Source organism: Streptomyces sp. DvalAA-14, assembly GCF_900091855.1.
Classification (GTDB): domain Bacteria; phylum Actinomycetota; class Actinomycetes; order Streptomycetales; family Streptomycetaceae; genus Actinacidiphila.
This window is the reverse complement of sequence record NZ_FMCH01000494.1, coordinates 1-22,693: the sequence shown is the minus strand read 5'-3', so window position 1 is coordinate 22,693 and position 22,693 is coordinate 1. Positions and strand designations below refer to the sequence as shown.

At 72.2% G+C, this 22,693-nt stretch carries 19 protein-coding genes, 1 tRNA gene, 1 pseudogene and 1 riboswitch; of the genes and pseudogenes, 15 read left to right on the top strand and 6 right to left on the bottom strand.

The window, feature by feature from the left end; genetic code table 11:
- From GA0115240_RS37255 to GA0115240_RS26490, 9 genes are all read left to right on the top strand, one after another.
- The coding region (locus GA0115240_RS37255; protein ID WP_161302473.1) for a LysM peptidoglycan-binding domain-containing protein at positions 1 to 193 on the top strand (193 nt) is incomplete at its 5' end.
- 371 nt (positions 194 to 564) lie between these two features.
- Positions 565 to 708, top strand: a riboswitch (cyclic di-AMP (ydaO/yuaA leader).
- Between the two features lie 6 nt (positions 709 to 714).
- Entirely contained in the window at positions 715 to 1,410 is a 696-nt protein-coding gene (locus GA0115240_RS26525; RefSeq protein WP_093740401.1) for a LysM peptidoglycan-binding domain-containing protein, read from the top strand.
- Positions 1,411 to 1,611: 201 nt separating this feature from the next.
- Positions 1,612 to 2,892 (top strand): phosphopyruvate hydratase, encoded by a 1,281-nt coding sequence (gene eno, locus GA0115240_RS26520; protein ID WP_093740399.1) that lies wholly within the window; start codon positions 1,612 to 1,614, stop codon positions 2,890 to 2,892.
- 191 nt (positions 2,893 to 3,083) lie between these two features.
- Positions 3,084 to 3,590, top strand: coding sequence for an FtsB family cell division protein (locus tag GA0115240_RS26515; RefSeq protein ID WP_093740397.1), 507 nt, complete (start codon positions 3,084 to 3,086; stop codon positions 3,588 to 3,590).
- 89 nt (positions 3,591 to 3,679) lie between these two features.
- Positions 3,680 to 4,222 (top strand): DUF501 domain-containing protein, encoded by a 543-nt coding sequence (locus tag GA0115240_RS26510; protein WP_093740395.1) that lies wholly within the window; start codon positions 3,680 to 3,682, stop codon positions 4,220 to 4,222.
- Positions 4,209 to 5,195, top strand: a complete 987-nt coding sequence (locus tag GA0115240_RS26505) for a Ppx/GppA phosphatase family protein (protein WP_093740393.1) — start codon at positions 4,209 to 4,211, stop codon at positions 5,193 to 5,195. The genes GA0115240_RS26510 and GA0115240_RS26505 overlap by 14 nt, the downstream gene beginning before the upstream one ends.
- A gap of 338 nt (positions 5,196 to 5,533) precedes the next feature.
- Entirely contained in the window at positions 5,534 to 6,937 is a 1,404-nt protein-coding gene (locus GA0115240_RS26500; RefSeq protein ID WP_093740392.1) for an NAD(P)/FAD-dependent oxidoreductase, read from the top strand.
- 186 nt (positions 6,938 to 7,123) lie between these two features.
- On the top strand, positions 7,124 to 8,446 hold the full coding sequence (locus tag GA0115240_RS26495; RefSeq protein WP_093740391.1) for an SAM-dependent methyltransferase: 1,323 nt from the start codon (positions 7,124 to 7,126) through the stop codon (positions 8,444 to 8,446).
- A gap of 286 nt (positions 8,447 to 8,732) precedes the next feature.
- Positions 8,733 to 8,815: transfer RNA gene (locus tag GA0115240_RS26490), tRNA-Leu, on the top strand.
- 2 nt (positions 8,816 to 8,817) lie between these two features.
- Here the strand turns inward: GA0115240_RS26490 and GA0115240_RS26485 are convergent.
- On the bottom strand, positions 8,818 to 9,690 hold the full coding sequence (locus GA0115240_RS26485) for a bifunctional DNA primase/polymerase (RefSeq protein WP_093740390.1): 873 nt from the start codon (positions 9,688 to 9,690) through the stop codon (positions 8,818 to 8,820).
- A 384-nt stretch (positions 9,691 to 10,074) separates the two neighbouring features.
- On the opposite strand from GA0115240_RS26485, the gene GA0115240_RS26480 reads away from it, so the two are divergent.
- The gene (locus tag GA0115240_RS26480) at positions 10,075 to 10,992 is read left to right on the top strand and encodes a Bax inhibitor-1/YccA family protein (protein WP_093740389.1); all 918 of its coding nucleotides are present in this window, start codon (positions 10,075 to 10,077) and stop codon (positions 10,990 to 10,992) included.
- A 194-nt stretch (positions 10,993 to 11,186) separates the two neighbouring features.
- Here the strand turns inward: GA0115240_RS26480 and GA0115240_RS26475 are convergent, their stop codons facing one another.
- Positions 11,187 to 11,420, bottom strand: coding sequence for a DUF4287 domain-containing protein (locus GA0115240_RS26475; protein WP_093740387.1), 234 nt, complete (start codon positions 11,418 to 11,420; stop codon positions 11,187 to 11,189).
- 121 nt (positions 11,421 to 11,541) lie between these two features.
- Between GA0115240_RS26475 and GA0115240_RS26470 the strand changes: the two genes are divergently transcribed.
- Positions 11,542 to 11,871 carry a hypothetical protein gene (locus GA0115240_RS26470; protein ID WP_093740385.1) on the top strand — a complete coding sequence of 110 codons (330 nt, stop codon included), beginning with the start codon at positions 11,542 to 11,544 and terminating at the stop codon, positions 11,869 to 11,871.
- Between the two features lie 29 nt (positions 11,872 to 11,900).
- Here GA0115240_RS26470 and GA0115240_RS26465 read toward each other — a convergent pair whose 3' ends face one another.
- From GA0115240_RS26465 to GA0115240_RS26455, 3 genes are all read right to left on the bottom strand, one after another.
- Positions 11,901 to 12,704 (bottom strand): hypothetical protein, encoded by an 804-nt coding sequence (locus GA0115240_RS26465; protein ID WP_176725178.1) that lies wholly within the window; start codon positions 12,702 to 12,704, stop codon positions 11,901 to 11,903.
- A gap of 333 nt (positions 12,705 to 13,037) precedes the next feature.
- Complete coding sequence (locus tag GA0115240_RS26460) at positions 13,038 to 14,258, bottom strand: acetyl-CoA C-acetyltransferase (protein ID WP_093740383.1); 1,221 nt, start codon at positions 14,256 to 14,258, stop codon at positions 13,038 to 13,040.
- A gap of 544 nt (positions 14,259 to 14,802) precedes the next feature.
- A complete protein-coding gene (locus tag GA0115240_RS26455) occupies positions 14,803 to 15,828 on the bottom strand; it encodes an SGNH/GDSL hydrolase family protein (protein WP_093740405.1) in 1,026 nt (341 codons plus the stop codon).
- A gap of 149 nt (positions 15,829 to 15,977) precedes the next feature.
- On the opposite strand from GA0115240_RS26455, the gene GA0115240_RS26450 reads away from it, so the two are divergent.
- Positions 15,978 to 17,366: a cystathionine beta-synthase gene (locus tag GA0115240_RS26450; protein WP_093740381.1), complete on the top strand. Its 1,389-nt coding sequence runs from the start codon at positions 15,978 to 15,980 to the stop codon at positions 17,364 to 17,366.
- 417 nt (positions 17,367 to 17,783) lie between these two features.
- On the opposite strand, the gene GA0115240_RS26445 is transcribed toward GA0115240_RS26450, so the two are convergent.
- Positions 17,784 to 18,206, bottom strand: coding sequence for a hypothetical protein (locus GA0115240_RS26445; protein WP_176725176.1), 423 nt, complete (start codon positions 18,204 to 18,206; stop codon positions 17,784 to 17,786).
- Between the two features lie 90 nt (positions 18,207 to 18,296).
- Between GA0115240_RS26445 and GA0115240_RS26440 the strand changes: the two genes are divergently transcribed.
- The 3 genes and pseudogenes from GA0115240_RS26440 to GA0115240_RS38655 form a co-directional block, all read left to right on the top strand.
- The gene (locus GA0115240_RS26440; RefSeq protein ID WP_176725175.1) at positions 18,297 to 19,628 is read left to right on the top strand and encodes an acyl-CoA synthetase; all 1,332 of its coding nucleotides are present in this window, start codon (positions 18,297 to 18,299) and stop codon (positions 19,626 to 19,628) included.
- A 183-nt stretch (positions 19,629 to 19,811) separates the two neighbouring features.
- On the top strand, positions 19,812 to 22,028 hold the full coding sequence (locus tag GA0115240_RS26435) for an MMPL family transporter (RefSeq protein ID WP_093740379.1): 2,217 nt from the start codon (positions 19,812 to 19,814) through the stop codon (positions 22,026 to 22,028).
- A gap of 305 nt (positions 22,029 to 22,333) precedes the next feature.
- Positions 22,334 to 22,693: pseudogene (locus GA0115240_RS38655) on the top strand (MurR/RpiR family transcriptional regulator); the annotation flags it as partial.

Below are 22,693 nucleotides of genomic sequence, written 5' to 3'. Positions count from 1 at the left end.
CGCCAACAAGGGTGACGATTCGGGCACTTCGCCCGTCGGGCACTACACGGTGGGCGCCGGCGACTCGCTGATCGGGATCGCGGACGCCACGCACATCGACGGCGGCTGGCACCACCTCTACGACGTCAACCACCAGGCGATCGGCGACAACCCGAACCTCATCAAACCCGGACAGATCCTCAACCTCGGCTGAAAAAAGGGCTGCTGACGGCCGGAAGACAAAGCGGACGTAACTCGCGCATCGCCGGTCGGGGGATGTGACAAGGCTCTCCCCGGCTCCTGTGACCGCTCGCTCGCAGAGCGCTGAAATCGACCGCTTTGACCTGCGGTTCTGCCAACCGGGCGAGCGAGCGGACACAGTTGGCGGACAGAACCGGGATGTTTGTCCTATCTGCCGCCTTGTGCTTAACGTTTTGACGCTCGCCACAGCGGGCCCCGCCGGGCAGGAACGCCGAGTCCTGCCGCCGCCCGACGGGAACAGTCGACGCGAAAGCGCCGCAGGCAGGAGCGGGGGACCCACGGTCTTCCGCCGGACCCAGGCCGTACGCCGCACGCAGCACCGGACAGCACACCTCGCTGCGCCACGTACTCAAGGCCGAAGTCCGGCTAGGGGTTAAGCCGAGCGCCGCACGAGCACCACGCGGCTCAGGCCGGGCAACTCACGCCCGAACCCGACAGCTGACCTCGTAGGCGTCGGTGAGGACACAAAACATCATGGCTAAGCACCGTCGTGCCTCCAAGCTCGTCCGATTCGCCACATTCGCCGGAGTCGCCGGCACCGCACTCGCCGTTCCGCTGATCGGCGCCACCTCGTCCTCGGCGGCTTCCGTGTCCACCTGGGACGCCGTCGCCCAGTGCGAGTCCGGCGGCGACTGGTCCATCAACACCGGCAACGGTTACTACGGCGGCCTGCAGTTCTCGCAGTCCAGCTGGGAAGCGGCCGGCGGTCTGCAGTACGCGCCGCGCGCCGACCTGGCCACCAAGGACCAGCAGATCGCGGCCGCCGAGAAGCTGCTCGCCCTGCAGGGTCCCGGTGCCTGGTCCTGCGCCTCGGCCGGCGGCCTGACCGCGGGCGGCCCGGCCCCCGCCATCAACACCGGCTCCTCGTCCGCCAGCTCGTCGAGTTCCTCCAGTTCCTCCAGTTCTTCGAGTGCCAGCAGCTCCACCCCCGCCCCGGCCAAGGCCGCCCCCAAGGCCGCCCCGGTCGTCCGGCACCACAGCACCACCAGCACCCACACCGTGGTGCGCAAGGGCAACGGCGAGTACACCGTCGTCGCCGGCGACACCCTCTCCAAGATCGCCAAGGCCCACCACGTGCACGGCGGCTGGCACAAGCTGTTCGCCCTCAACCACGACATCGTGAGCAACGCCGACCTGATCTACCCGGGCCAGCACCTGCACCTGAGCTGACACCGGCTCCGCCCCGCCCGCTGAACGCCGGACGAACGGCGGCCGAAGCCTCCTGACCGCCCCGGCCGGGCACACACCCCCCCTGGTCGTGCCCGGCCGGGGTATTCCGTCTCAAGCGCCGGGCCGAGCACCGACCCCGGCACCGAAGCCGGTTAGGCTCGTCCCGAAAAAGACGAGAAGACATCTCTAGAAGGAGACCACGTGCCGTCCATCGACGTCGTCGTAGCCCGGGAAATCCTCGACTCGCGAGGCAACCCCACCGTCGAGGTCGAGGTCGGCCTCGACGACGGCAGTACAGGCCGTGCCGCTGTCCCGTCGGGCGCCTCCACCGGCGCTTTCGAGGCCCTCGAACTCCGCGACGGTGACAAGAACCGCTACGGCGGCAAGGGCGTGGAGAAGGCCGTCTTGGCCGTCATCGAGCAGATCGGTCCGGAGCTGGTCGGCTACGACGCCACCGAGCAGCGGCTGATCGACCAGGCGATGTTCGACCTGGACGCCACCCCGGACAAGTCCTCGCTCGGCGCCAACGCCATCCTCGGTGTCTCGCTGGCCGTGGCGCACGCCGCCTCCGAGGCCTCGGACCTGCCGCTCTTCCGCTACCTCGGCGGCCCGAACGCGCACGTCCTGCCGGTCCCGATGATGAACATCCTCAACGGCGGCTCGCACGCGGACTCCAACGTGGACATCCAGGAGTTCATGATCGCGCCGATCGGCGCCGAGTCCTTCTCCGAGGCGCTGCGCTGGGGCGCCGAGGTCTACCACACCCTCAAGGGCGTGCTGAAGTCCCGCGGCCTGTCCACCGGTCTGGGCGACGAGGGCGGTTTCGCGCCCAACCTGGAGTCCAACCGCGCCGCGCTCGACCTCATCATCGAGGCCATCAAGCAGGCGGGTTACGCGCCCGGCCAGGACATCGCGCTCGCGCTGGACGTCGCCGCCTCGGAGTTCTACCAGGAGGGCAAGTACGCGTTCGAGGGCGAGTCCCGCTCGGCCGCCCAGATGACCGAGTACTACGAGGACCTGGTGGCGTCCTACCCGCTGGTCTCCATCGAGGACCCGCTGTTCGAGGACGACTGGGCCGGCTGGAAGGTCCTCACCGACAAGCTCGGCAGCAAGGTGCAGATCGTCGGCGACGACCTGTTCGTCACCAACCCCGAGCGCCTGCAGCGCGGCATCGACAACAGCACGGCCAACGCGCTGCTGGTGAAGGTCAACCAGATCGGCTCGCTGACCGAGACGCTGGACGCGGTGGAGCTGGCGCAGCGCAACGGCTACAAGTGCATGATGTCGCACCGCTCCGGCGAGACCGAGGACGTCACCATCGCCGACCTGGCGGTGGCCACCAACTGCGGCCAGATCAAGACCGGCGCCCCGGCCCGCTCCGAGCGGGTGGCCAAGTACAACCAGCTGCTGCGCATCGAGGAGATCCTGGACGACGCGGCGGTCTACGCCGGCCGCTCCGCGTTCCCGCGCTTCAAGCGCTGACCTTCGCGGGTCCTCGCGCCGGTCCGCCCGCGGGTCCTCCCGCCGGCCGTGGCCTGCCGTGAGCTGCCGTGACATGTCGCGGCCGACCTTTACCGCGCCCGCCTCCCTACGTCCCCGCACCCGGTCCCGTACCGTGGGCGGGGACGTAACGGCGTCAGGACGACGGGCGAGGCGGCGAGGGGAGTCACGGCGTGGGGGCGGATCGGTTCTCCACCGCGGTTCGGCTGAAGGCGATCGGCCAGCAGGCGCAGTCCCGGGTCTACCGCGCGGCGGCCCGGCGCCCGGTGGGCCGCAACAAGCTGACCGGCCGGGCCGCGCTGCTCGCGCTGGTGCTGTGCGCGCTGGTGGTGGCCCTGGCCTATCCGATGCGGCAGTACATCGCGCAGCGTTCGGACATCGCCGACCAGCGGCGCGCGGCGCAGCGGACCAAGGAGAAGGTCGAGCTGCTGCGCGAGGAGAAGGCCCGCTGGCAGGACCCGGACTACGTCCGCGCCCAGGCCCGCGAGCGCCTGCACTACGTACTGCCCGGCGAGACCGGCTACGAGGTGGCGGGGCCGGTGCCCACCGCCGCGGCCGGCCCGGGGGTCCGGGGCGGCGCCACCGACCAGGCCGCGGCACACCGGCCGTGGTACGACAATCTGTGGGACGGCGTCGATCAGTCGGACGCGGTATCGGCCGCGGGCCCGATCCGCCACTGACGCCGGCCGCCCCCCGTATCCGTCGCGGGGGCATCCCCCTACCCCAGGGACGTTCCGCGACCGGGACGTCCCCCGACGCAGATCGGCCCATGGACAGCACACCTCGGTACCCGACCCCCCAGCATCCCGCCCCGCCCACCGACGCGGACACCGCCGCCGTCCGGGCCCAGCTCGGCCGCCCGCCGCGCGGCCTGCGCGCGGTCGCCCACCGCTGCCCCTGCGGCAACCCGGACGTGGTGGAGACCCAGCCGCGGCTGGCGGACGGCACGCCCTTCCCGACGACGTACTACCTGACATGCCCGCGGGCGGCCTCCGCGATCGGCACCCTGGAGGCGGAGGGCGTGATGAAGCAGATGACCGCCCGGCTCGCCGAGGACGACGAACTGGCCGCGGCCTACCGCGCCGCCCACGAGGACTACCTCGCCCGCCGCGACGCGATCGAGGTGCTGCCGGGCTTCCCCAGCGCCGGCGGCATGCCCGACCGCGTCAAATGCCTGCACGTCCTGGCCGCCCACGCGCTGGCGGCCGGTCCCGGCGTCAATCCGCTGGGCGACGAGACGCTGGCGCTGCTGCCCGACTGGTGGGCCAAGGGCCCCTGTGTGACCCCGGAGGCCACCGATGAGCCGGAGTAACCCCGTACGGGTCGCCGCGGTCGACTGCGGCACCAACTCGATCCGGCTGCTGATCGCCGATCTGGACCCGGCCGCCGGCACGCTGACCGAGCGGGACCGCCGGATGCGGATCGTGCGGCTCGGCCAGGACGTCGACCGCACCGGCCGGCTGGCCCCCGAGGCGCTGGAACGGACCTTCGCCGCCTGCCGGGAGTACGCCGAGGTGATCCGGGAGCACGCGGTGCCCACCGCGCGGGTGCGGTTCGCCGCCACCTCCGCGACCCGGGACGCCGCCAACCGGGACGCGTTCGTGCGCGGCGTGCGCGACATCCTCGGCGTCGAGCCGGAGGTGATCAGCGGCGACCAGGAGGCCGCCTTCTCCTTCACCGGCGCCACCCGTGAACTCCAGCCCGCCGACGGCCTGGTGGCCCCGTACCTGGTGGTGGACATCGGCGGCGGCTCGACGGAGTTCGTGCTCGGCGAGGACAGCGTGAGCGCGGCCCGTTCGGTGGACATCGGCTGCGTGCGGCTGACCGAACGTCACCTGCGGGGCGACGGGCGGCCGGCCGACCCGCCCACCGCCGAACAGGTCGCGGCGGTCACCGCCGACATCGACGCCGCGCTCACCGACGTGGCCGGCGCGGTCCCGCTGGACCGGGCCCGAACCCTCGTCGGCCTGGCCGGATCGGTCACCACCATCGCCGGCATCGCCCTCGAACTGCCACGCTACGACTCCTCGGTCATCCACCACTCGCGCGTGTCGCTGGAGCAGGTCCGCGCCATCACCGCCCGGCTGCTGGGCGCGTCGCACGCCGAGCGCGCCGCCATCCCGGTCATGCACGAGGGCCGGGTCGACGTGATCGGCGCGGGCGCGCTGATCCTGCTGCGGATCATGGAGCGGACCGGTGCGAAGGAGGTCGTGGTGAGCGAGCACGACATCCTCGACGGCATCGCCTGGAGCGTGATCGGTGCGGTCGGCCCCGCTGCCGGCTGAGGCCCCGCGGGCCCGGAGACGCGGCCGCCGGAGAAGCTTTGTGAAACTCTTCACATGAAGTTCCCGTCCCCGGGGCCGATTTTCGCCGGTCCTCCCCCCGCCGACCCCCTGAAATCCACGCCGGGGCCGTGTTGCGGCGGTGTGACACCTGTTCGCACCGGGCCGCCCGACAGTTGATCGACGCTGCTCAGACCCGGCGGCACCGGTGCGGATGACAGCGGGGGGCACCTCGTGCGGGTGCCCCCGGATCGTGAAGCCGGGCAGGGTAGCACAGGGTGTCCAGTACCTTGTGAAGGGGCTCACGAGGGGGGCCCCGCCACGTGCTGGATACTCGAAGCATGAGCACCACGGAGCGTCCACGGATCCTCGTAGTAGGCGGCGGTTACGTCGGCCTGTACGCGGCGCGCCGCATTCTGAAGAAGATGCGGTACGGCGAGGCGACCGTCACGGTCGTCGACCCGCGCTCGTACATGACGTACCAGCCCTTCCTCCCCGAAACCGCAGCAGGCAGCATCTCCCCGCGGCATGTCGTCGTCCCGCTGCGACGCGTGCTTCCCGGAGCCGAGGTGCTCACCGGCCGGGTCACCACTATCGACCAGGACCGCAAGGTCGCGTCGGTCGAGCCGCTCGTGGGCGAGTCCTACGAGCTCCCCTTCGACTACCTGGTGATCGCGCTCGGCGCGGTCTCCCGGACCTTCCCGATCCCCGGCCTGGCCGAGAACGGCATCGGTATGAAGGGCGTCGAAGAGGCCATCGGACTGCGCAACCACGTCCTGGAGCAGCTGGACAAGGCCGACTCCACGACGGACGAGGACGTCCGCCGGAAGGCGCTGACCTTCGTCTTCGTCGGCGGCGGGTTCGCCGGCGCGGAGACCATCGGCGAGGTCGAGGACATGGCCCGCGACGCCGCCGCGTACTACCCGAACGTCAAGCGCGAGGACATGCGGTTCATCCTCGTCGACGCGGCCGACAAGATCCTGCCCGAGGTCGGCCCGCAGCTCGGGCAGTGGGGCCTGGAGCACCTGCGCGAGCGCGGTGTCGAGGTCTACCTGAGCACGTCCATGACCTCCTGCGTGGACAAGCACGTGGTGCTCGCCAACGGCCTCGAAGTGGACGCCTCCACCATCGTGTGGACGGCCGGCGTCAAGCCCAACCCGGCGCTGGCCAGGTTCGGCCTCCCGCTCGGCCCGCGCGGCCACGTGGACACCGCCCCCACCCTCCAGGTGCGCGGCGTCGACTACATCTGGGCCGCGGGCGACAACGCCCAGGTCCCGGACCTGGCAGCCGGCGAGGGCGCCTGGTGCCCGCCGAACGCGCAGCACGCGCTGCGGCAGGCCAAGGTGCTCGGCGACAATGTGATGTCCGGGATGCGCGGCTTCCCGCAGGCGGAGTACAAGCACGCGAACAAGGGCGCGGTGGCCGGTCTCGGCCTGCACAAGGGCGTCGCGATGATCGTGGTCGGCAAGACCAAGATCAAGTTCAAGGGCCGGCTGGCCTGGTACATGCACCGCGGCTACCACGGCCTGGCCGTGCCGACCTGGAACCGCAAGATCCGGGTCTTCGCCGACTGGACGCTGGGCATGTTCCTCAAGCGCGAGGTCGTCTCGCTCGGCGCCATCGAGAACCCCCGCGAGGAGTTCTACGAGGCAGCCCGGCCGATTCCGGCGCCCGCCGCCGCGGTCGCCCCGGCAGCTCCGGCCGCCCCCGCCGAGAAGGCAGCGGAAACCGCCGCGGCCTCCTGACCTGGTACGACTCCGGACGGTCCGCCGCACATCGGGACCATCCCGGACAACTTCACAGCCGAAGGGCGCCTGCCATCCGTGGTGCGGGCGCCCTTCCGGCGTACCGGCGGCTATCTACGTGTATCTACAACGTAGATTTGCGCGTCCGAGGAGTCAGCGCGCGTTTTCAGTCGTACGCTCGGAAGCATGGCTGACGCGGCTCATCGCATCCTCGACCTCGCCGAACATGCCCTCTCGACGGCGTTCCCGCTGCGCGTGCGCGCGTGGGACGGCAGCGAGGCGGGGCCCTCCGGTGTACCCGTGCTGGTGATCCGGCGGCGCCGGGCGCTGCGCCGGCTGCTCTGGCGGCCGGGAGAGCTGGGCCTGGTGCGCGCCTGGGTGGCCGGCGACCTCGACATCGAGGGCGATCTCTACCTCGCGCTGGACGCGCTGTCCGGGCTCTTCTGGGAGCGCGGCGACGACGAACCGGCCGCCACCCGGGCCGAGACGCTGCGCCGGGCCGGCGGCATATTGCGCGACCCGGCGACCTACCGGCTGGCCCGCAGCGCCCTGGCGCTGGCCGGCCCCGGACTGCCGCCGCCGCCCCCGCCGGAGGAGGTCCGCAGACGCAGCGGCATCGCGCACACCAAGCGCCGCGACAAGGACGCGATCGCGCACCACTACGACGTCGGCAACGACTTCTACGAGATGGTGCTCGGCCCCTCCATGGTCTACTCCTGCGCGGTGTTCCCGGAGGCCGACAGCACCCTGGAGCAGGCCCAGTACGCCAAACTCGACCTGGTCTGCCGCAAGTTGCAGCTGCGCGAGGGCCAGCGGCTGCTGGATGTCGGCTGCGGCTGGGGCTCCATGGTCCTGCACGCCGCCCGGCACTACGGCGTGCACGCCACCGGCATCACCTTGTCGAACGAGCAGGCCGCCTACGCCCGCAAGCGGGTCGCCGAGGCCGGGCTGACCGACCGGATAGAGATCCGGGTGCAGGACTACCGGGACGTCCAGGACGGCCCCTACGACGCGATCTCGTCCATCGGGATGGCCGAACACGTCGGCAGCGAGCGCTATCTGGAGTACGCCCGCACGCTGTACGCGCTGCTGCGGCCGGGCGGCCGGCTGCTCAACCACCAGATCGCCCGGCGCCCGCTGGCGAACGAGGAGACCTACCGGATCGACGAGTTCATCGACCGCTACGTCTTCCCGGACGGCGAACTCGCCCCGGTCGGCTCGACCGTCTCCTGGCTGGAACAGGCCGGCTTCGAGGCGCGGGACCTGGAGGCGCTGCGCGAGCACTACGCGCGCACGCTGCGGGCCTGGGTGCGGAATCTGGAGGCGTGCTGGGACAAGGCGGTCGCGGTGACGTCCCCCGGGCGGGCCCGGGTCTGGCGGCTGTACATGGCCGCGTCGGCGGTGTCCTTCGAACGCAACCGGATCGGCGTCAACCAGGTGCTGGCGGTGCGCACCGCCGCCGACGGCGTCGCGGACCTGCCGGCCACCCGCACCGCGTGGCTGTCCTGACCGCGGGCGGCTCCGGCGCCCCCGCCGCGCCCCCGCCGCGGGGCGCCGAAGGTGCCGGCCGGCTGCCGGACTTGACGTATTCCGGGCCGAAAGGCGACTGCGGAGAGCGATTTCACGTCACTTGTGCGTGAGGGCGGCCGCCACCGCGAACAGCGCCTGTGGTGCATGGAGGTCCTCCGGGAAGAGCTAACACACCGTCAGTAACCCCTAAAATCAGACAACATGGCCAGTTGGCCGTCCTGTTCGCGTGCTTCAACCCGGATACGCTTTTCTCTGCGCCCCGCCGGCCCGGATGGTGGAACGCAGACACGGCGAGCTTAAACCTCGCTGCCCCTCGGGGGCGTGCCGGTTCAAGTCCGGCTCCGGGCACTTCAGGGCGCGGCGGATGCCCGGAGTCGGCCCGCCGAGGCGACCGTGGCGGCCGCCTCCCGCTCGCTCAGCCCGGTGTGCACCGCCGCCGTCACCAGGGCCGGCGCCAGCGCCTCCCCGAGGCCCGCGTCGTACGCCCGGCACGCGGCCCAGAACAGCCGCCCGTTGCGCTCGCCCTCCTGCGAGTCCAGCACGAACCGAACAAGCGCCGCGGCGCGCTTCTCCGCCGGGTGCCGCGGCGCCGGGGTGTCCGCCGGACGCGGCGGCGCCGGGGGTGGTGGCACCGCCAGCCGCAGCAGCGCGGCCGGGGCCTCGCCGAGGGTGTGCTGCCGGCTGCCGGGCAGCAGCAGATACCGGCCGGCCACCGTGCGCGAACCGGGCCCGACGACGTAGCCGCCGGCGCCGCGCACGTCGATGCCGGGGCCCAGCCTGCCCACCGAGTTGGGCACCGGGCCCGGCGCGGACAGCCACAGGTGCCGGCCGCCGCTCGGGGTCAGGACGGTGATCGTCTCCGGGACGGTGAAGCCGTGTGCCGCGGCCAGCGCCGCCAGCGCGCTCACCCCGTCGGAGCCGTGCTTCACGTCCAGGTCCAGCCCGATCAGGTGATAGGGCGCCCGGCCGCAGGCGATGCCGTATCCGGTGGCCCAGGGGGCGACGGCGAACAGCGCGCGGATCCGGGCCGGGTCGGTGCTGGCATCGTGCACCCCGTGCCCCGGCCGGCCGCACTCGCCGTGGCAGCCGGTCGGCCGCGGCTCGTCGCGGTGCGGGGAGCGGACGGCGGGCAGCTTGGTCCGGGACAGCGGGATCACCGGCAGACCGCGCGCGGCGGTGAGCAGCGCCGCGTGCAGGGCGCGGGTGTGGTCGGGGCGTGGCATGGCCTGCTCCCTGACGTTCGAACGCACGTTCGTTTCCACGTCTCAGTGATACCGCGCCGGAGCCCCCGCGTCCACCGCGTATCCGCGCGGTCCGCGCCATCGCCGCCGCCCCCGTGCGCCCGCCCCGTGAACGCCCCCCTGCGCCGGCCCCCTGCACCGGTCCCGTACACCGGCCTGTCACCGGCGGGCCGTACGCTGCGGCCGGTGGACGCGGACCGCCTCGCGGCGGGGCCCGCAGGCGACACGCCGGGAGCTCTTCCGCTGTCTCCGGCGCGAGTAGGGGCCCAGGTCAGGGGAAGATCCTCCTCCGGGCGTATCCCGCTTTTTTGCCAAGCTATTACTCTTGACGGCAGTGCCGCAGCACGCGGCCCATGGAGGAGTGACATGAGGAGCAGCAACCCGGTCTTCTCCCGGCGGGGCTTCACCCGCGGGAACGAATACGCCGGCTTCGGCGCGCAAGGTGCGCCGGGCGCCCAGCAGGGCAATCCTTTTGGCGGAGCTGCCGGCGGCCCCGCCGGCGGACCTGTGGGCGGGCAGGGCGCCAACCCGTACGCCCGCAACCCCTATGAGCAGCCGCAGGGCCGTCCGCTCACCGCGGACGAGATGGAGCGGATGTACGCGGGCCCGGCCGCGGGACCCGCACAGACCGGCCGGATGACGATCGACGACGTCGTCGCCCGCACCGCGATGACGCTCGGCCTGGTCGTGGTCGGCGCGGTGCTCGGCTGGACCGTCCTGCCGCACCAGTACGGGCTGGCCGTCGGCGCGGCGCTGATCGCCTTCGTGCTGGCCATGATCCAGAACTTCAAGCGGCGGCCGACGCCGGCCCTGATCCTGGGCTACGCGATCTTCGAGGGTGTCTTCCTCGGCGTGATCAGCCGGATGTACAACGAGGCCTGGCAAGGCGCCCCGGTCCAGGCCGTCCTGGGCACCATGGCGGTCTTCGCGGGCATGCTGATCGCCTACCGCACCCGTCTGATCCGGGTGACCGCCCGCTACCAGCGGATCGGGCTGGCCATCGCGGTCGGCTTCGTCCTGGCCCTGTTCGTCAATCTGCTCTTCTACGCGTTCGGCAGTTCGAACGGCCTGGGCATCACCACCGGCGGCCTCGGGATCGTCTTCTGCCTGCTCGGCATCGGCCTGGGCGCGTTCTTCCTGTCCCTGGACTTCAAGCAGATCGAGGACGGCATCCGCTACGGCGCGCCCCAGCAGGAGTCCTGGCTGGCGGCTTTCGGCCTGACGCTGTCGCTGGTGTGGATCTACCTGGAGCTGCTGCGGCTGATCTCCATCCTGCGCGACTGACGGCCCCGGCCGTCCGGCACCGCCGACGGGCCGCCCGGAAAGCACCGCTTTCCGGGCCGGGCCCGTCGGCATGGGTCGGCCCGCGTGCGAGGAGGTGGTCGTCCTGGTCGTACGGCAGGGAGTTCGACGCCGTCCGCAACGGTCCGGCGACGTACGAAGGTCCACGGGGGGCGTTCGGGGCGGGACGGGGCGGCCTACTGCAGATTGCGGGCGGCCCGCCGCAGGTCGTACTCGTGCGCGATGGCCTTGGCATGGCCGTAGGAGAGGTCGTGCTCGCTGCGCAGCCAGCTGACCTTCTCGTCGAAGCGGAGGAACGACGGCCCGTCGGCAAGGGCGCGGAGCCAGTCGCTGACCTCGCGGCCGGTGGACTGTGGGATATGGGAGAGCAGGTTCCGGTGGGTCTCGTCGGAGAAGTGCTGTGGGTACATCGGCGCCTCCGGTAGGTGGTCCGGTCACCCCACCGTGCCCGAGTGGTCGTGCGTTGGCAACCACCCCGGACTGCGGATATGGGTGCGAGGGGCGTCACCCGGTCCCGGTAGGGTCGTCCCCATGTCCGATCGCGCCGCGCTGTTCGCCGCTGTGGAACGCCTCGCCGGACGCCTGCGGGCTCTTCCGCAGCGCCGGCTCCAGGCGGGCGCGGCGGGCGAGGGGCTCGCGCTGGCCCGCTGGCTGGCCGGGCAGGCCCAGTTGCTGGAGTTCCCCGGCCGCGAGCCCCATCAGCTGCCGGACGACGGCATCTTCGTGGTGGGCGACCAACTGGCCGTGGCGGGGCACGAGTTGGCGATGGCGGTGGACCGCGAGCGCGACCCGGAGCGGGTCGCGGGCGTGCTGCGGGAGGCGCGGGAGCGCGCCGCGGACGCGGCCCGGGCCATCGGCTGACCGACAGCCGGAAAGGGCCTGTACGGGCCTCAGAGGGACGCGACCACCCGGTCGGCGAGGACGTAGACGCTCTCCTCGCCGAACGCGAAGGTGAGCGCGTAGGCCCCCGCTATCGCCGAGCCGCCGCGCAGCACCGGGACCTCGCCCCGGTCGAGGGCCGTGGAGAGTCTGAGCGCGGTCTCGCGGTGGCCAGGGGTCATGCACAGCGTCGTGCCGTCGGCGAACACATACACGTCGAGCGTGCCGAGGGGGCCGGGGCGTACGTCCGACAGCGGGACACGGGCGTCGGCGAGGTCGGCGAGCCGTTCGGCGGTCTGGTCGCGGGAGGCGACCACCGGGGAGGGCGCGAAGTCCGGGCCGGAGGGGTGCGGGATCGCGCCCGGCGCCGGCCGCGCCACCTCGGGCGCCTCCGGCTCCAGGCCGGCGAAGTCGCTCTGCCGCGGCAGCGAGGGCAGCACCGGCGGGACCTCGTAGTCCGGCACGGCCTCGGCGTAGTCCGGGACCGCCTCGGCGGGGCTGTCGGCGTCGGCCGTGGCACCGTACAGGCCGCCGCGGAAGAAGATGCCCTCGCCGGCCGTCTCGCGGGACTCCTGCTCGGCCCAGAAGGCCCGGGCCTCGGCCAGTTCGCGTTCCCGCTCGTCGGCGAGGGCCTCGGCGACCGCGGACCGGATGTCGGCGGAGGAGGCGCGCGGCCCCGGCAGGCGCAGGCCGGCCAGGTCGCGGCGCAGCGCGGTCAGCTCGCGGCGCAGGCCGCGGGCGGAGAGCAGGGCGGCGGTACCCGCGGCCACGGCGAGACCCGCGGCGACCAGCAGGACGGTGACGTTGACACTCACGGACGTTCTCCCGACTGACGCGACCCGGGCAATGCCCACCTGGGTGGTGGACGAAACTTTCCCCACCCATCACTCTGCCGGTAAACCCTTGGCCTGTGCCGTGCGGAACGTGATGAATTGGGTGGGTTCGGAAGACCGGATCGGTGCCGACGTACCGGGTTGACCTGCGGAGATGAAGCGCCCCCGGGGAAAAATCACATCCCGGGGGCAGTTTCGTTGCGACTTATGTCACACAGCGTGCGCAACGGAGCCGGTTGCACACACTGAGTGAGGTGTGCTGGTGGCGGGGCCGGCTCGTCACGGGCCCCGCTGGAGGCGAGGGGTGGCGAGGGGTCAGGAGAGGCGCTCCAGGACCATCGCCATGCCCTGGCCGCCGCCCACACACATCGTCTCCAGACCGAACTGCTTGTCGTGGAACTGGAGGCTGTTGATGAGGGTGCCGGCGATCCGCGCACCGGTCATGCCGAACGGGTGGCCGACCGCGATCGCGCCGCCGTTGACGTTCAGCCGGTCCGGATCGATGCCCAGGCCCCGGTAGGAGGGGATGACCTGCGCGGCGAACGCCTCGTTGATCTCGACCAGGTCGATGTCGCCGATGGACAGCCCGGCCCGCCGCAGCGCCTGCCGGGACGCCTCGACCGGGCCGTAGCCCATGATCTCCGGGGACAGCCCGGAGACACCGGTGGAGACCACCCGGGCCAGCGGGGTGATGCCCAGTTCCCGCGCCTTGGTGTCGGACATGACCACCAGCGCGGCGGCCCCGTCGTTCAGCGGGCAGCAGTTGCCCGCGGTGACCGTGCCGTCGGGGCGGAAGACCGGCTTGAGGCCCGCCACGCCCTCCATCGTCACGCCCGCGCGCGGACCGTCGTCCTTCGCGACCACGGTGCCGTCCGGCAGCGTGACGGGGGTGATCTCCCGCTCCCAGAAGCCGTTCTTCAGCGCCTCCTCGGCCAGATTCTGCGACCGCACGCCGAACTCGTCCTGCTCCTGCCGGCTGATTCCCTTGAGCGCCGCGAGATTCTCCGCGGTCTGGCCCATCGCGATGTACGCGTCCGGCACGAGGCCGTCCTCGCGCGGGTCGTGCCACTCGCCGCCGCCCTGCTCGGCCCGCTGCTGGGTCCGCGCCTGCGCGTCGGCGAACACCGGGTTCATCGTGTCCGGCAGGCTGTCGGAGTTGCCCTTCACGAACCGGGAGACCATCTCGACGCCGGCCGAGACGAAGACATCGCCCTCGCCCGCCTTGATGGCGTGCAGCGCCATCCGGGTGGTCTGCAGCGAGGACGAGCAGTAGCGGGTGACGGTACAGCCCGGCAGATGGTCCATGCCCATCTGCACGGCGACGATCCGGCCCAGGTTGAAGCCCTGCTCACCGCCGGGCAGACCGCAGCCCAGCATCAGGTCGTCGATCTGGCGCGGATCGAGCTGGGGGATCTTGGCCAGCGCGGTCTGGATGATCGTCGCGGCCAGGTCGTCCGGCCGCAGTTCCTTGAGCGATCCCTTGAAGGCACGCCCGATGGGCGAACGGGCGGCAGAGACGATGACGGCTTCGGGCATCGCGGCACTCCTCGGCGAGCGGCGGGTATTCGTCCGGACTCCCACGGAAGTTACCCGCACGTAGCGCCGCGCGTCACCAGCCGGGCGCTGTGACTTCCCCCTCGGCGCCCGCCTTCCCGCCGGCCGGCGGTGGGTTGAGGCTGGTCACGCCGGCGCCCGGCGTGCGGGTGGCCGCCGGCCGCTGGCCGCTGGCCGGGGGTGGTGGGGGCTGGTTGCGGTGGTGTGCGGTGTGCGGGTGGCCGCTGGCCGCTGGCCGGGGGTGGTGGGGGCTGGTTGCGGTGGTGTCCGGGGTGCGGGTGGTTGGTGGTTGCGCGCGCAGTTCCCCGCGCCCCTGGCGGGGCGGGTGCTGGCGTGGGAGGTGGGAGTTTCCGTGCGCCGCGGGGGTGCTGTGCGGGGGCGCGGGGAACTGCGCGGTCGGCCACCGCGTGGCCGCGGCCGGGGACGGCGGGGGCGCGTTGCGGTCGGGGCCGGGTGCGGGCCTGGGTGCGGGTCCGGGGTGCGGGTCCGGGGTTTTGGGGCGGCGCCGTATTCCGGGCCTCCCCGGCTAGGGGGCCGTGTGTTCGGCCGGCTCGGGGTGGTGGCCCTCGGGGAGCGGGCGGCGGCGACGGCGCTTGAGGAGGGCCCAGGGGCCGCGCGGACCGGCCACCGCCCGCGCCGCGGTGACCTCCGTGCCGCCCTGGGACGCCGCCTCCACCGCCGCCTGCGCCACCGGCAGGAAACTCTCGCCGCGGCGGGCGTCCGGCCGCTCGTCGGCTTCCGGCCACAGCCCCAGCACCGCGCACACCGTCGGCAGCATCGCCATCGCGGCGGTCGCGTACCCCTCCGCCGAGGGGTGGTAGTTGTCCGGGCCGAACAGCTCGCGCGGCCGCGCCTCGAACTCCGGGCCGAGCAGATCGCCCAGCGAGACCGTCCGCCCGCCCAGTTCCACCACCGCGATCGTCTGGGCCGCGGCCAGTTGCCGGCTGGCCCGCCGGGCGAGCCAGCGCAGCGGCTGGTAGACCGGCTCGACCGACCCCAGGTCGGGGCAGGTGCCGACGACCACTTCCGTACCGGCCGCCCGCAGCCGCCGCACCGCGTCGGCCAGCAGCCGCACCGAGGTGGCCAGCGGCATCCGCCGGGTCACGTCGTTGGCGCCGATCATGACGACCACCACGTCGGGCGGGGCCACCACTCCGTCGAGGACCAGCGACACCTGGCGGGCCAGATCGTCGGACTGGGCGCCCGGCAGCGCCACGTTCACCAGCTTCACCGGCCGCTCGGCCACCGCCGCCAGCCCCGAGGCGAGCAGCGCCCCCGGCGTCTCCCGGGCCCGGTGCACGCCCTGCCCGGCGGCGGTGGAATCCCCCAGGAAGCTCAGCCGCAGCGGCGCCTCCCCGGTGGGGAGCGCGAACGCCGACCCGTACCGGCCGTCCGCCCGCGGCGGCTCGTCGTCCGAGCCGCCCACCACCCGCTTGGCCAGCCGTACCTCCGTCAGCAGGAGCCCGACGGCGGCCCCGCCCAGCAGGCTGATCCCGCCGCCGCCGAACGCCGCCGCGGTCGCGATCCGCCGTGCCACTCTCGCCCTCGACATCGAGCCGGCCACCTCCACTGCCCCAGCGCTTGCCCCGTACATGAACCTGGTGCCCCGGGGGGCACCGCTGCAATGCCAACGTTGGCGGTCGGGTTCGCGTTTCCCGCCTAGGCTGGCCGTACCCATCTCGGAGAACCCGGAGACAAACGGTGCAGTTTCACGACTCGATGATCAGCCTCGTCGGCAACACCCCGCTGGTGAAGCTCCACAGTGTGACCGAGGGTATTCAGGCAACCGTCCTGGCCAAGGTCGAGTACTTCAACCCCGGCGGCTCGGTGAAGGACCGCATCGCACTGCGCATGATCGAGGCCGCGGAACGCAGCGGCGAGCTCAAGCCGGGCGGCACGATCGTCGAGCCCACCTCCGGCAACACCGGAGTCGGGCTGGCCATCGTCGCCCAGCGCAAGGGGTACCACTGCGTCTTCGTGTGCCCGGACAAGGTCTCGATGGACAAGATCAATGTCCTGCGGGCCTACGGCGCCGAGGTCGTGGTCTGCCCGACCGCGGTGGACCCCGAGCACCCCGACTCCTACTACAACGTGTCCGACCGGCTGGTGCGGGAGACCCCCAACGCCTGGAAGCCGGACCAGTACAGCAATCCGCACAATCCGCTGTCGCACTATCACTCGACCGGCCCCGAGCTGTGGACGCAGACCGACGGCCGGATCACCCACTTCGTGGCGGGGGTCGGCACGGGCGGCACCATCTCCGGCACCGGCCGCTACCTCAAGGAGGTCAGCGACGGCCGGGTGCAGGTGATCGGCGCGGACCCCGAGGGCTCGGTGTACAGCGGGGGCTCCGGCCGCCCCTACCTGGTGGAGGGCGTCGGCGAGGACTTCTGGCCCACCGCCTACGACCGCGACGTGGCCGACGAGATCGTGGCCGTCTCCGACAAGGACTCCTTCCGAATGACCCGGCGGCTGGCCCGCGAGGAGGGCCTGCTGGTCGGCGGCTCCTGCGGGATGGCGGTGGTCGCGGCGCTCGAGGTCGCCGCGCGGCTCGGGCCCGACGACGTGGTGGTCGTCCTGCTGCCCGACAGCGGCCGCGGCTACCTGTCGAAGATCTTCAGCGACGTGTGGATGAGCTCGCACGGCTTCCTCGACGAGAGCGAGGGCCAGGCCCGGATCGCCGACGTCATCTCCCGCAAGGACGGGGGCATGCCGAATCTGGTGCACATGCACCCGGACGAGACGGTCGGCCAGGCGATCGAGGTGCTGCGCGAGTACGGCGTCTCGCAGATGCCGGTGGTCAAGCCGGGCGCCGGGCACCCCGATGTGATGGCGGCCGAGGTGATCGGCTCGGTGGTGGAACGGGAACTGCTGCACGCCCTGTTCACCAAGCGCGCCCTGCTGGAGGACTCGCTGGACAAGCACCTGAGCCCGCCGCTGCCGCAGGTCGGCTCCGGGGAGCCGGTCGCCGACCTGATGACGGTGCTGGAGTCCGCGGACGCGGCGATCGTGCTGGTGGACGGCAAGCCGACCGGAGTGGTCAGCCGGCAGGACCTGCTGGCCTTCCTCGCCGGGCACGGCGGCGCCTGAGCCCGGCGGGCCAGGGCCCGCGGCGGCTGATCGGCGGCTTGGGAAGCGGCTGGGCGGCGGCGCCCGCAGCGGCCGGGCGCCGCGGGCGTCCGGTCCCCGATTCGCGGAACTGGTACAGCCACGACACGTAGGCGCAGCACGGGCTTAACAACCGTCCGGCACATTTGGTGATGTCGCAACGGCCGGTGCACCACCGGCCGCAGCGACCCGAATGTGGCGCCAAGGCTTCCGGAGCGGCTCCCGGACTCCATGGTGACCCTGGACGCGTATGCCCGGCCCTGACCCGGCGCGCGTCCCGGCGGGAACCGCCGTCGTCCCGCCCCTCTGGGTTTTCACCAGGGGGTGCGGCGGTTCCCGCCCTTATTTCTCCACTCTCTCCGGCTCGTCCCGGATCTCGACGGCTCTTTCCGGCCGGCCCTACGCCCGGTCGTCCTTCTCCTTCTTGCCGCGCGGGCCGCTGTGGACGCTGCTGAACACCTGGGCGACGTTCACGCCCACGATGCCGGCCCAGGTGACGAAGAGCCCGGTCGGACCGGCCTGGGTGGCGGAGATCGCGGACAGCGGGATCGCGGCGATCAGGGTGAAGCCGGCGAACCCGTAGCGGGCGAAGCGCGCGCCGTGCTGCGGCGGGCCGATCGGCCGGCGGTCGGAGCGGGCGAACGACGTCTGCTGCTGGGCCAGTTCACGGCGTACGCGCTGTTCGACGCGGCTGTCGACGCGCTCGGCCACCTTTTCCATGAACGAGTCGACCAGCTCCGACTCGTACTCCGCCCCCAGGTCCTTGCGGGCCTGCAAAGTGGCGGAGAGTTCCTTGTTGAGTTCCGGGTCGCGGGCGTCCATGGGAGCCACCGTAGGCAGTCGGGGCGTGGGCGACACTGGGGTTAGCCCCCGGTTCTCCCCGGGGGACAGCCGTCCCGAGGAGGACCCGCCATGCCCGAGGTGCCCGTGCTCGCCGCCCTGAACGGCCGTCAGGACCGGGCCGACGCGCTGACCGTGGCCGGCAGGACGTGCGGATACGAGGAGCTGCTGGGCGCGGCGGGCGCGGTGGCGCGGCGGGCGGCCGGCACCAAGGCGTTCGCGGTGGAGGCGACCGCCTCCCTGGAGACCGTTGCCGCGGTCGTCGGCGGCCTGCTCGCGGGTGTACCCGTCGTGCCGATCGCGCCCGACGCGGGTCCTGACGAGCGGGCGCACATCCTGCGCGACTCCGGCGCCGAGCTGCTGCCCGTGGACTTCTCCGAGCGCGCGGACCACGCCGGCGGGCCGGCCGGGGACACCGCCCTGGTGCTCTACACCTCGGGGACGACCGGGCCGCCGAAGGGCGTGCTGATCTCGCGCGAGGCCGTCGCCGCGGGCCTGGACGCGGTCGCCGCCGCCTGGCAGTGGACCGCGGACGACACCCTCGTGCACGGCCTGCCGCTGTTCCACGTGCACGGCCTGGTGCTGGGGGTGCTGGGCGCACTGCGCACCGGCAGCCGGCTGGTGCACACCGGGCGCCCCACCCCGGCGGCCTACGCGGCGGCCGGCGGCAGCCTCTACTTCGGGGTGCCCACCGTGTGGCACCGGGTGGTACAGGACGAGGACGCGGCCCGGGCGCTGTCCGGCGCCCGGCTGCTGGTGTCCGGCAGCGCCCCGCTGCCCGCGCCGGTCTTCGAGGACCTGCGCCGGCTGACCGGGCACCGGCCGGTGGAGCGCTACGGCATGACCGAGACGTTGATCACACTGAGCACGCGCGCCGCGGGGGAGCGGCGGCCCGGCGTGGTCGGCACCCCGCTGCCGGGCGTCGTCACCCGGATCGCCGACGCCGCCGACGGGATCGGGGAGCTGCAGCTCAAGGGCCCCACCCTCTTCGACGGCTACCTGGGCCGGCCGGAGGCGACCGCGGCCTCGTACACCGCGGACGGCTGGTTCCGAACCGGCGACATCGCCGCGATCGAACCGGACGGCGTCCACCGGATCGTCGGCCGGGCCTCCACCGACCTGATCAAGACCGGGGGTTACCGCGTCGGCGCCGGCGAGGTGGAGAACGCCCTGCTGGCCCACCCGGCGGTGCGGGAGGCCGCCGTGGTCGGCGTCCCGCACGACGATCTGGGGCAGCAGATCGTCGCCTATGTGGTGGCGGGCGAGGTGAGCGCGGCGGAGCTGACCGACTTCGTGGCGGCGCGGCTGGCGGCGCACAAGCGGCCCCGGGTCGTGCGCTTCCTGGCCGAGTTGCCGCGCAACGCGATGGGGAAGCCGCAAAAGAGGTTGCTCCCCCCGCTGTGAACCGGAGGATGGGGCGAGGGGGGCCGTGGTTGCCGCTTGCCGGGCGGCAAGTAAGATCGGCAGCACAACCCACCCAGCACACCACCAACCACCGGGCAGCGCCTCGCGCCGTCCGGGTCGCCGATACCCGGGTCCCGCTCCAAAGGGTGGCGGTGATACGTCCTGCCATGGAGGCAGCACCGCATGTTCCACCGCATCGGACGCACCGTCGTCCGTCATCCCATCTGGACGATTGTCGCGTGGGTCATCGCGGCCGTCGCCATCATCGCCACCGCGCCGAGTCTGCCGTCGAACAGCGACGAAAGTAGCTTCCTCCCCAGCAGCTACCAGTCGATCAAGGCGATGGACCTGCAGGAGAAGGCGTTCCCCGCGTCCTTCACCCCGTCCGCGATCGTGCTCTACCAGCGCACCGACAGCGCACCGCTGACGGCCGCCGACAAGGCGGACATCACCAAGATCACCAACGGTCTGGGCGCCAAGAAGATCGACCAGGTGCAGAAGGTCATCGCCGGTACGCCGTCCAAGGACGGCAAGTACCAGACGGCGCTCGTCCAGATGGACAAGAAGAGCGCCGGGCAGCCCAAGCAGGCCGACGCGGCCCAGACGCTGCGGACCGACTCCAAGGACCTGGCCAAGGGCACGGATCTGAAGGTGCAGGTCGGCGGCCAGGCCGGGCAGGCGCTCGACCAGAAGGACGCCGGTAACACCTCGGACATCGTGGCCCTGCTCGGCTCGGTGCTGATCATCATCGCCACGCTGCTGATCATCTTCCGGTCGCCGATCATCGCCATCATGCCGCTGTTCGTCCTGATTGCGCTGGTCTTCAGCACCTCCAACGCGCTCATCGCCGACGCGACCAAGATCTTCGGACTGCAGGCCAACAGTTCGGTCTCGGCGCTGCTGATCGTGGTGGTGCTCGGCGTCGGCACCGACTACTTCCTGTTCTTGATGTTCCGCTACCGAGAACGGCTGCGGGCCGGTGACGAACCCAAGCAGGCCATGGTCAACAGCGTCACCAGGGTCGGCGAGGCCATCGCCTCGGCGGCCGGCGCGGTGATCATCTCCTTCCTGGCGCTGACGCTGTCCACCCTCGGCTTCCTGACCCAGCTCGGCCCGGCGCTGGCCATCCTGGTCGCGGTCACCTTGATCGCGGGTCTGACCCTCTTCCCGGCGATCTGCTCGGTGATCCCGCCGAAGGCGCTGTTCTGGCCGGGCAAGAAGTGGCAGCAGGAGCCGTCCGACGCGCGGTTCGCCGCCATCGGCCAACTGGTCGGCCGCAAGTCCGGCAAGGTGGCGATCGTCTCCGGCCTCGTCATGGTGCTGCTGGCGCTCGGCACGCTGGGCTACAAGGCCAACTACGACCTGGCCTCGGGATCCATCCCGAAGACCAAGGAGTCGATGGTCGTCCAGGACACCATGAGCAAGGTCTACTCGGCGGGCGCCGCCGACCCGACCTCGGTCTTCCTCACCAGCACCAACGGCAAGCCGCTGAACGGGGTGGACTTCACCGCCTACGAGAACAAGCTGCGGCACGCCGACGGGGTCGCCGATGCCTCCTTCGACCAGAAGACCGGGCTCAACAAGGACCGGACCACCGCGCTGTTCTCCCTGACGCTCAAGTACTCGGGCGCCAGTGACAAGGCCATCTCGGCGGTGGGCTCGGTCCGCACCGTCGCCGCGGACAACGCGCCACCCGGAACCGAAGCGGTGGTCGGCGGTACGTCGTCGATCTACCGGGACATCAACGCGGCCGTGGACCACGACTACCGCACCGTCTTCCCGGTGGCGGCCATCCTGATCATGATCATTCTGGGGTTGCTGCTGCGCAGCGTGGTCGCGCCCTGGTACCTGATCGCGTCGGTGGCCCTCGGCTTCGGCGCCACGCTCGGGGCCACGGTGCTGATCTTCGGCCGCGGCGACGGGCTGATCTTCCTGCTGCCGATCATCATGTATCTGTTCGTGGTCGCGATCGGGACCGACTACAACATCTTGATGATCGCCCGGCTCAGGGAGGAGGCCCGCGAGGGCCGTGAGCCACGCGAGGCGGCGGCCCAGGCGCTGCGGCACGCGGGGCCGACGATCGCGTCGGCCGGCTTCATCCTGGCCGCGACCTTCGCCACCTTGATGCTGTCCGGCAACAGCTTCCTGACCGAGATGGGCTTCGCGATCGCCTTCGGCATCGTGGTCGCCGCGTTCGTGATGGCGATGTTCTTCACGCCGAGCCTCACCGCGCTCATCGGGCACGCCGCCTGGTGGCCGGGGCACGCGGACCGCGGTTCGGATCCGCTCCCGGCCGGTGTCCCGACTCCGCGCGGCCTGGCCGCTCCGGGCGCCGGTCGTCCGGTGGACGCGGGTACGGCCGGCACGGAGGAACTGGACGAATCGGGGCAGCGGAACTGAGCCACCGCGCCCCCGAGCGGCTGCCTTCGGGCGGTACGGGCGGGGGCGCCACCGGGGGTTGTCCGCGGGTGTCCGCGGGTTCCCGGCGGGTTGTCCACAGGGGCCGGACAGGTGATGATCACCTGTCCGGCCCCTTCGTTGCGCTGCCGAGCAAGGGGTCGATGGGCGGGTGGCCGCCGGGCCGAGCGGCACGGGGACGGTCCCGGGGGCTGAGGGGGTTGGCCTTGCCTGACTGCATAGCTTCATGCAGAGTCATATCCCAGTGAATAACGGCCGGTGGGTCATCGGCCGGGGACGGGGCTGCGATGAGTGGTGCGGACGGCGGCAAGGCGCTGGCGGAGGACGTGGCCGCCGGTGCGGGGACCGGGTCGGTCGCCGGCGCGGGGTCGGTCGCCGGCCTGCGGTCGGCGGACGGCGCGGGGTGGACGGACGGCGCCTCAGGTGCTGGGACGGGGGCGGCCGACGGCGCCGCGGCCGGCGGCGGGGACGGCGTCGGCATCAGTTCCGGGGTGGCCCATGCCTCGGCGCGGCTGCTGACGCTGTTCGAGGCGCACCGCCTGACCCCCACCCAGCGGCGTATCGCGCACTGCCTGGTCCGCACCGCCGAGGAGGCCCCCTTCCTGTCCAGCGTGGAGGTGGCCGAACTCGCCGGCGTCAGCCAGCCG

Coding starts and splice junctions, on each gene's coding strand:
- GA0115240_RS26525 (WP_093740401.1), top strand. CDS start 715: ATGGCTAAGCACCGTCGTGCCTCCAAGCTCGTCCGATTCGCCACATTC.
- GA0115240_RS26510 (WP_093740395.1), top strand. CDS start 3,680: ATGGACAGCACACCTCGGTACCCGACCCCCCAGCATCCCGCCCCGCCC.
- GA0115240_RS26505 (WP_093740393.1), top strand. CDS start 4,209: ATGAGCCGGAGTAACCCCGTACGGGTCGCCGCGGTCGACTGCGGCACC.
- GA0115240_RS26500 (WP_093740392.1), top strand. CDS start 5,534: ATGAGCACCACGGAGCGTCCACGGATCCTCGTAGTAGGCGGCGGTTAC.
- GA0115240_RS26495 (WP_093740391.1), top strand. CDS start 7,124: ATGGCTGACGCGGCTCATCGCATCCTCGACCTCGCCGAACATGCCCTC.
- GA0115240_RS26485 (WP_093740390.1), bottom strand. CDS start 9,690: ATGCCACGCCCCGACCACACCCGCGCCCTGCACGCGGCGCTGCTCACC.
- GA0115240_RS26480 (WP_093740389.1), top strand. CDS start 10,075: ATGAGGAGCAGCAACCCGGTCTTCTCCCGGCGGGGCTTCACCCGCGGG.
- GA0115240_RS26475 (WP_093740387.1), bottom strand. CDS start 11,420: ATGTACCCACAGCACTTCTCCGACGAGACCCACCGGAACCTGCTCTCC.
- GA0115240_RS26470 (WP_093740385.1), top strand. CDS start 11,542: ATGTCCGATCGCGCCGCGCTGTTCGCCGCTGTGGAACGCCTCGCCGGA.
- GA0115240_RS26460 (WP_093740383.1), bottom strand. CDS start 14,258: ATGCCCGAAGCCGTCATCGTCTCTGCCGCCCGTTCGCCCATCGGGCGT.
- GA0115240_RS26455 (WP_093740405.1), bottom strand. CDS start 15,828: ATGTCGAGGGCGAGAGTGGCACGGCGGATCGCGACCGCGGCGGCGTTC.
- GA0115240_RS26445 (WP_176725176.1), bottom strand. CDS start 18,206: ATGGACGCCCGCGACCCGGAACTCAACAAGGAACTCTCCGCCACTTTG.
- GA0115240_RS26440 (WP_176725175.1), top strand. CDS start 18,297: ATGCCCGAGGTGCCCGTGCTCGCCGCCCTGAACGGCCGTCAGGACCGG.
- GA0115240_RS26435 (WP_093740379.1), top strand. CDS start 19,812: ATGTTCCACCGCATCGGACGCACCGTCGTCCGTCATCCCATCTGGACG.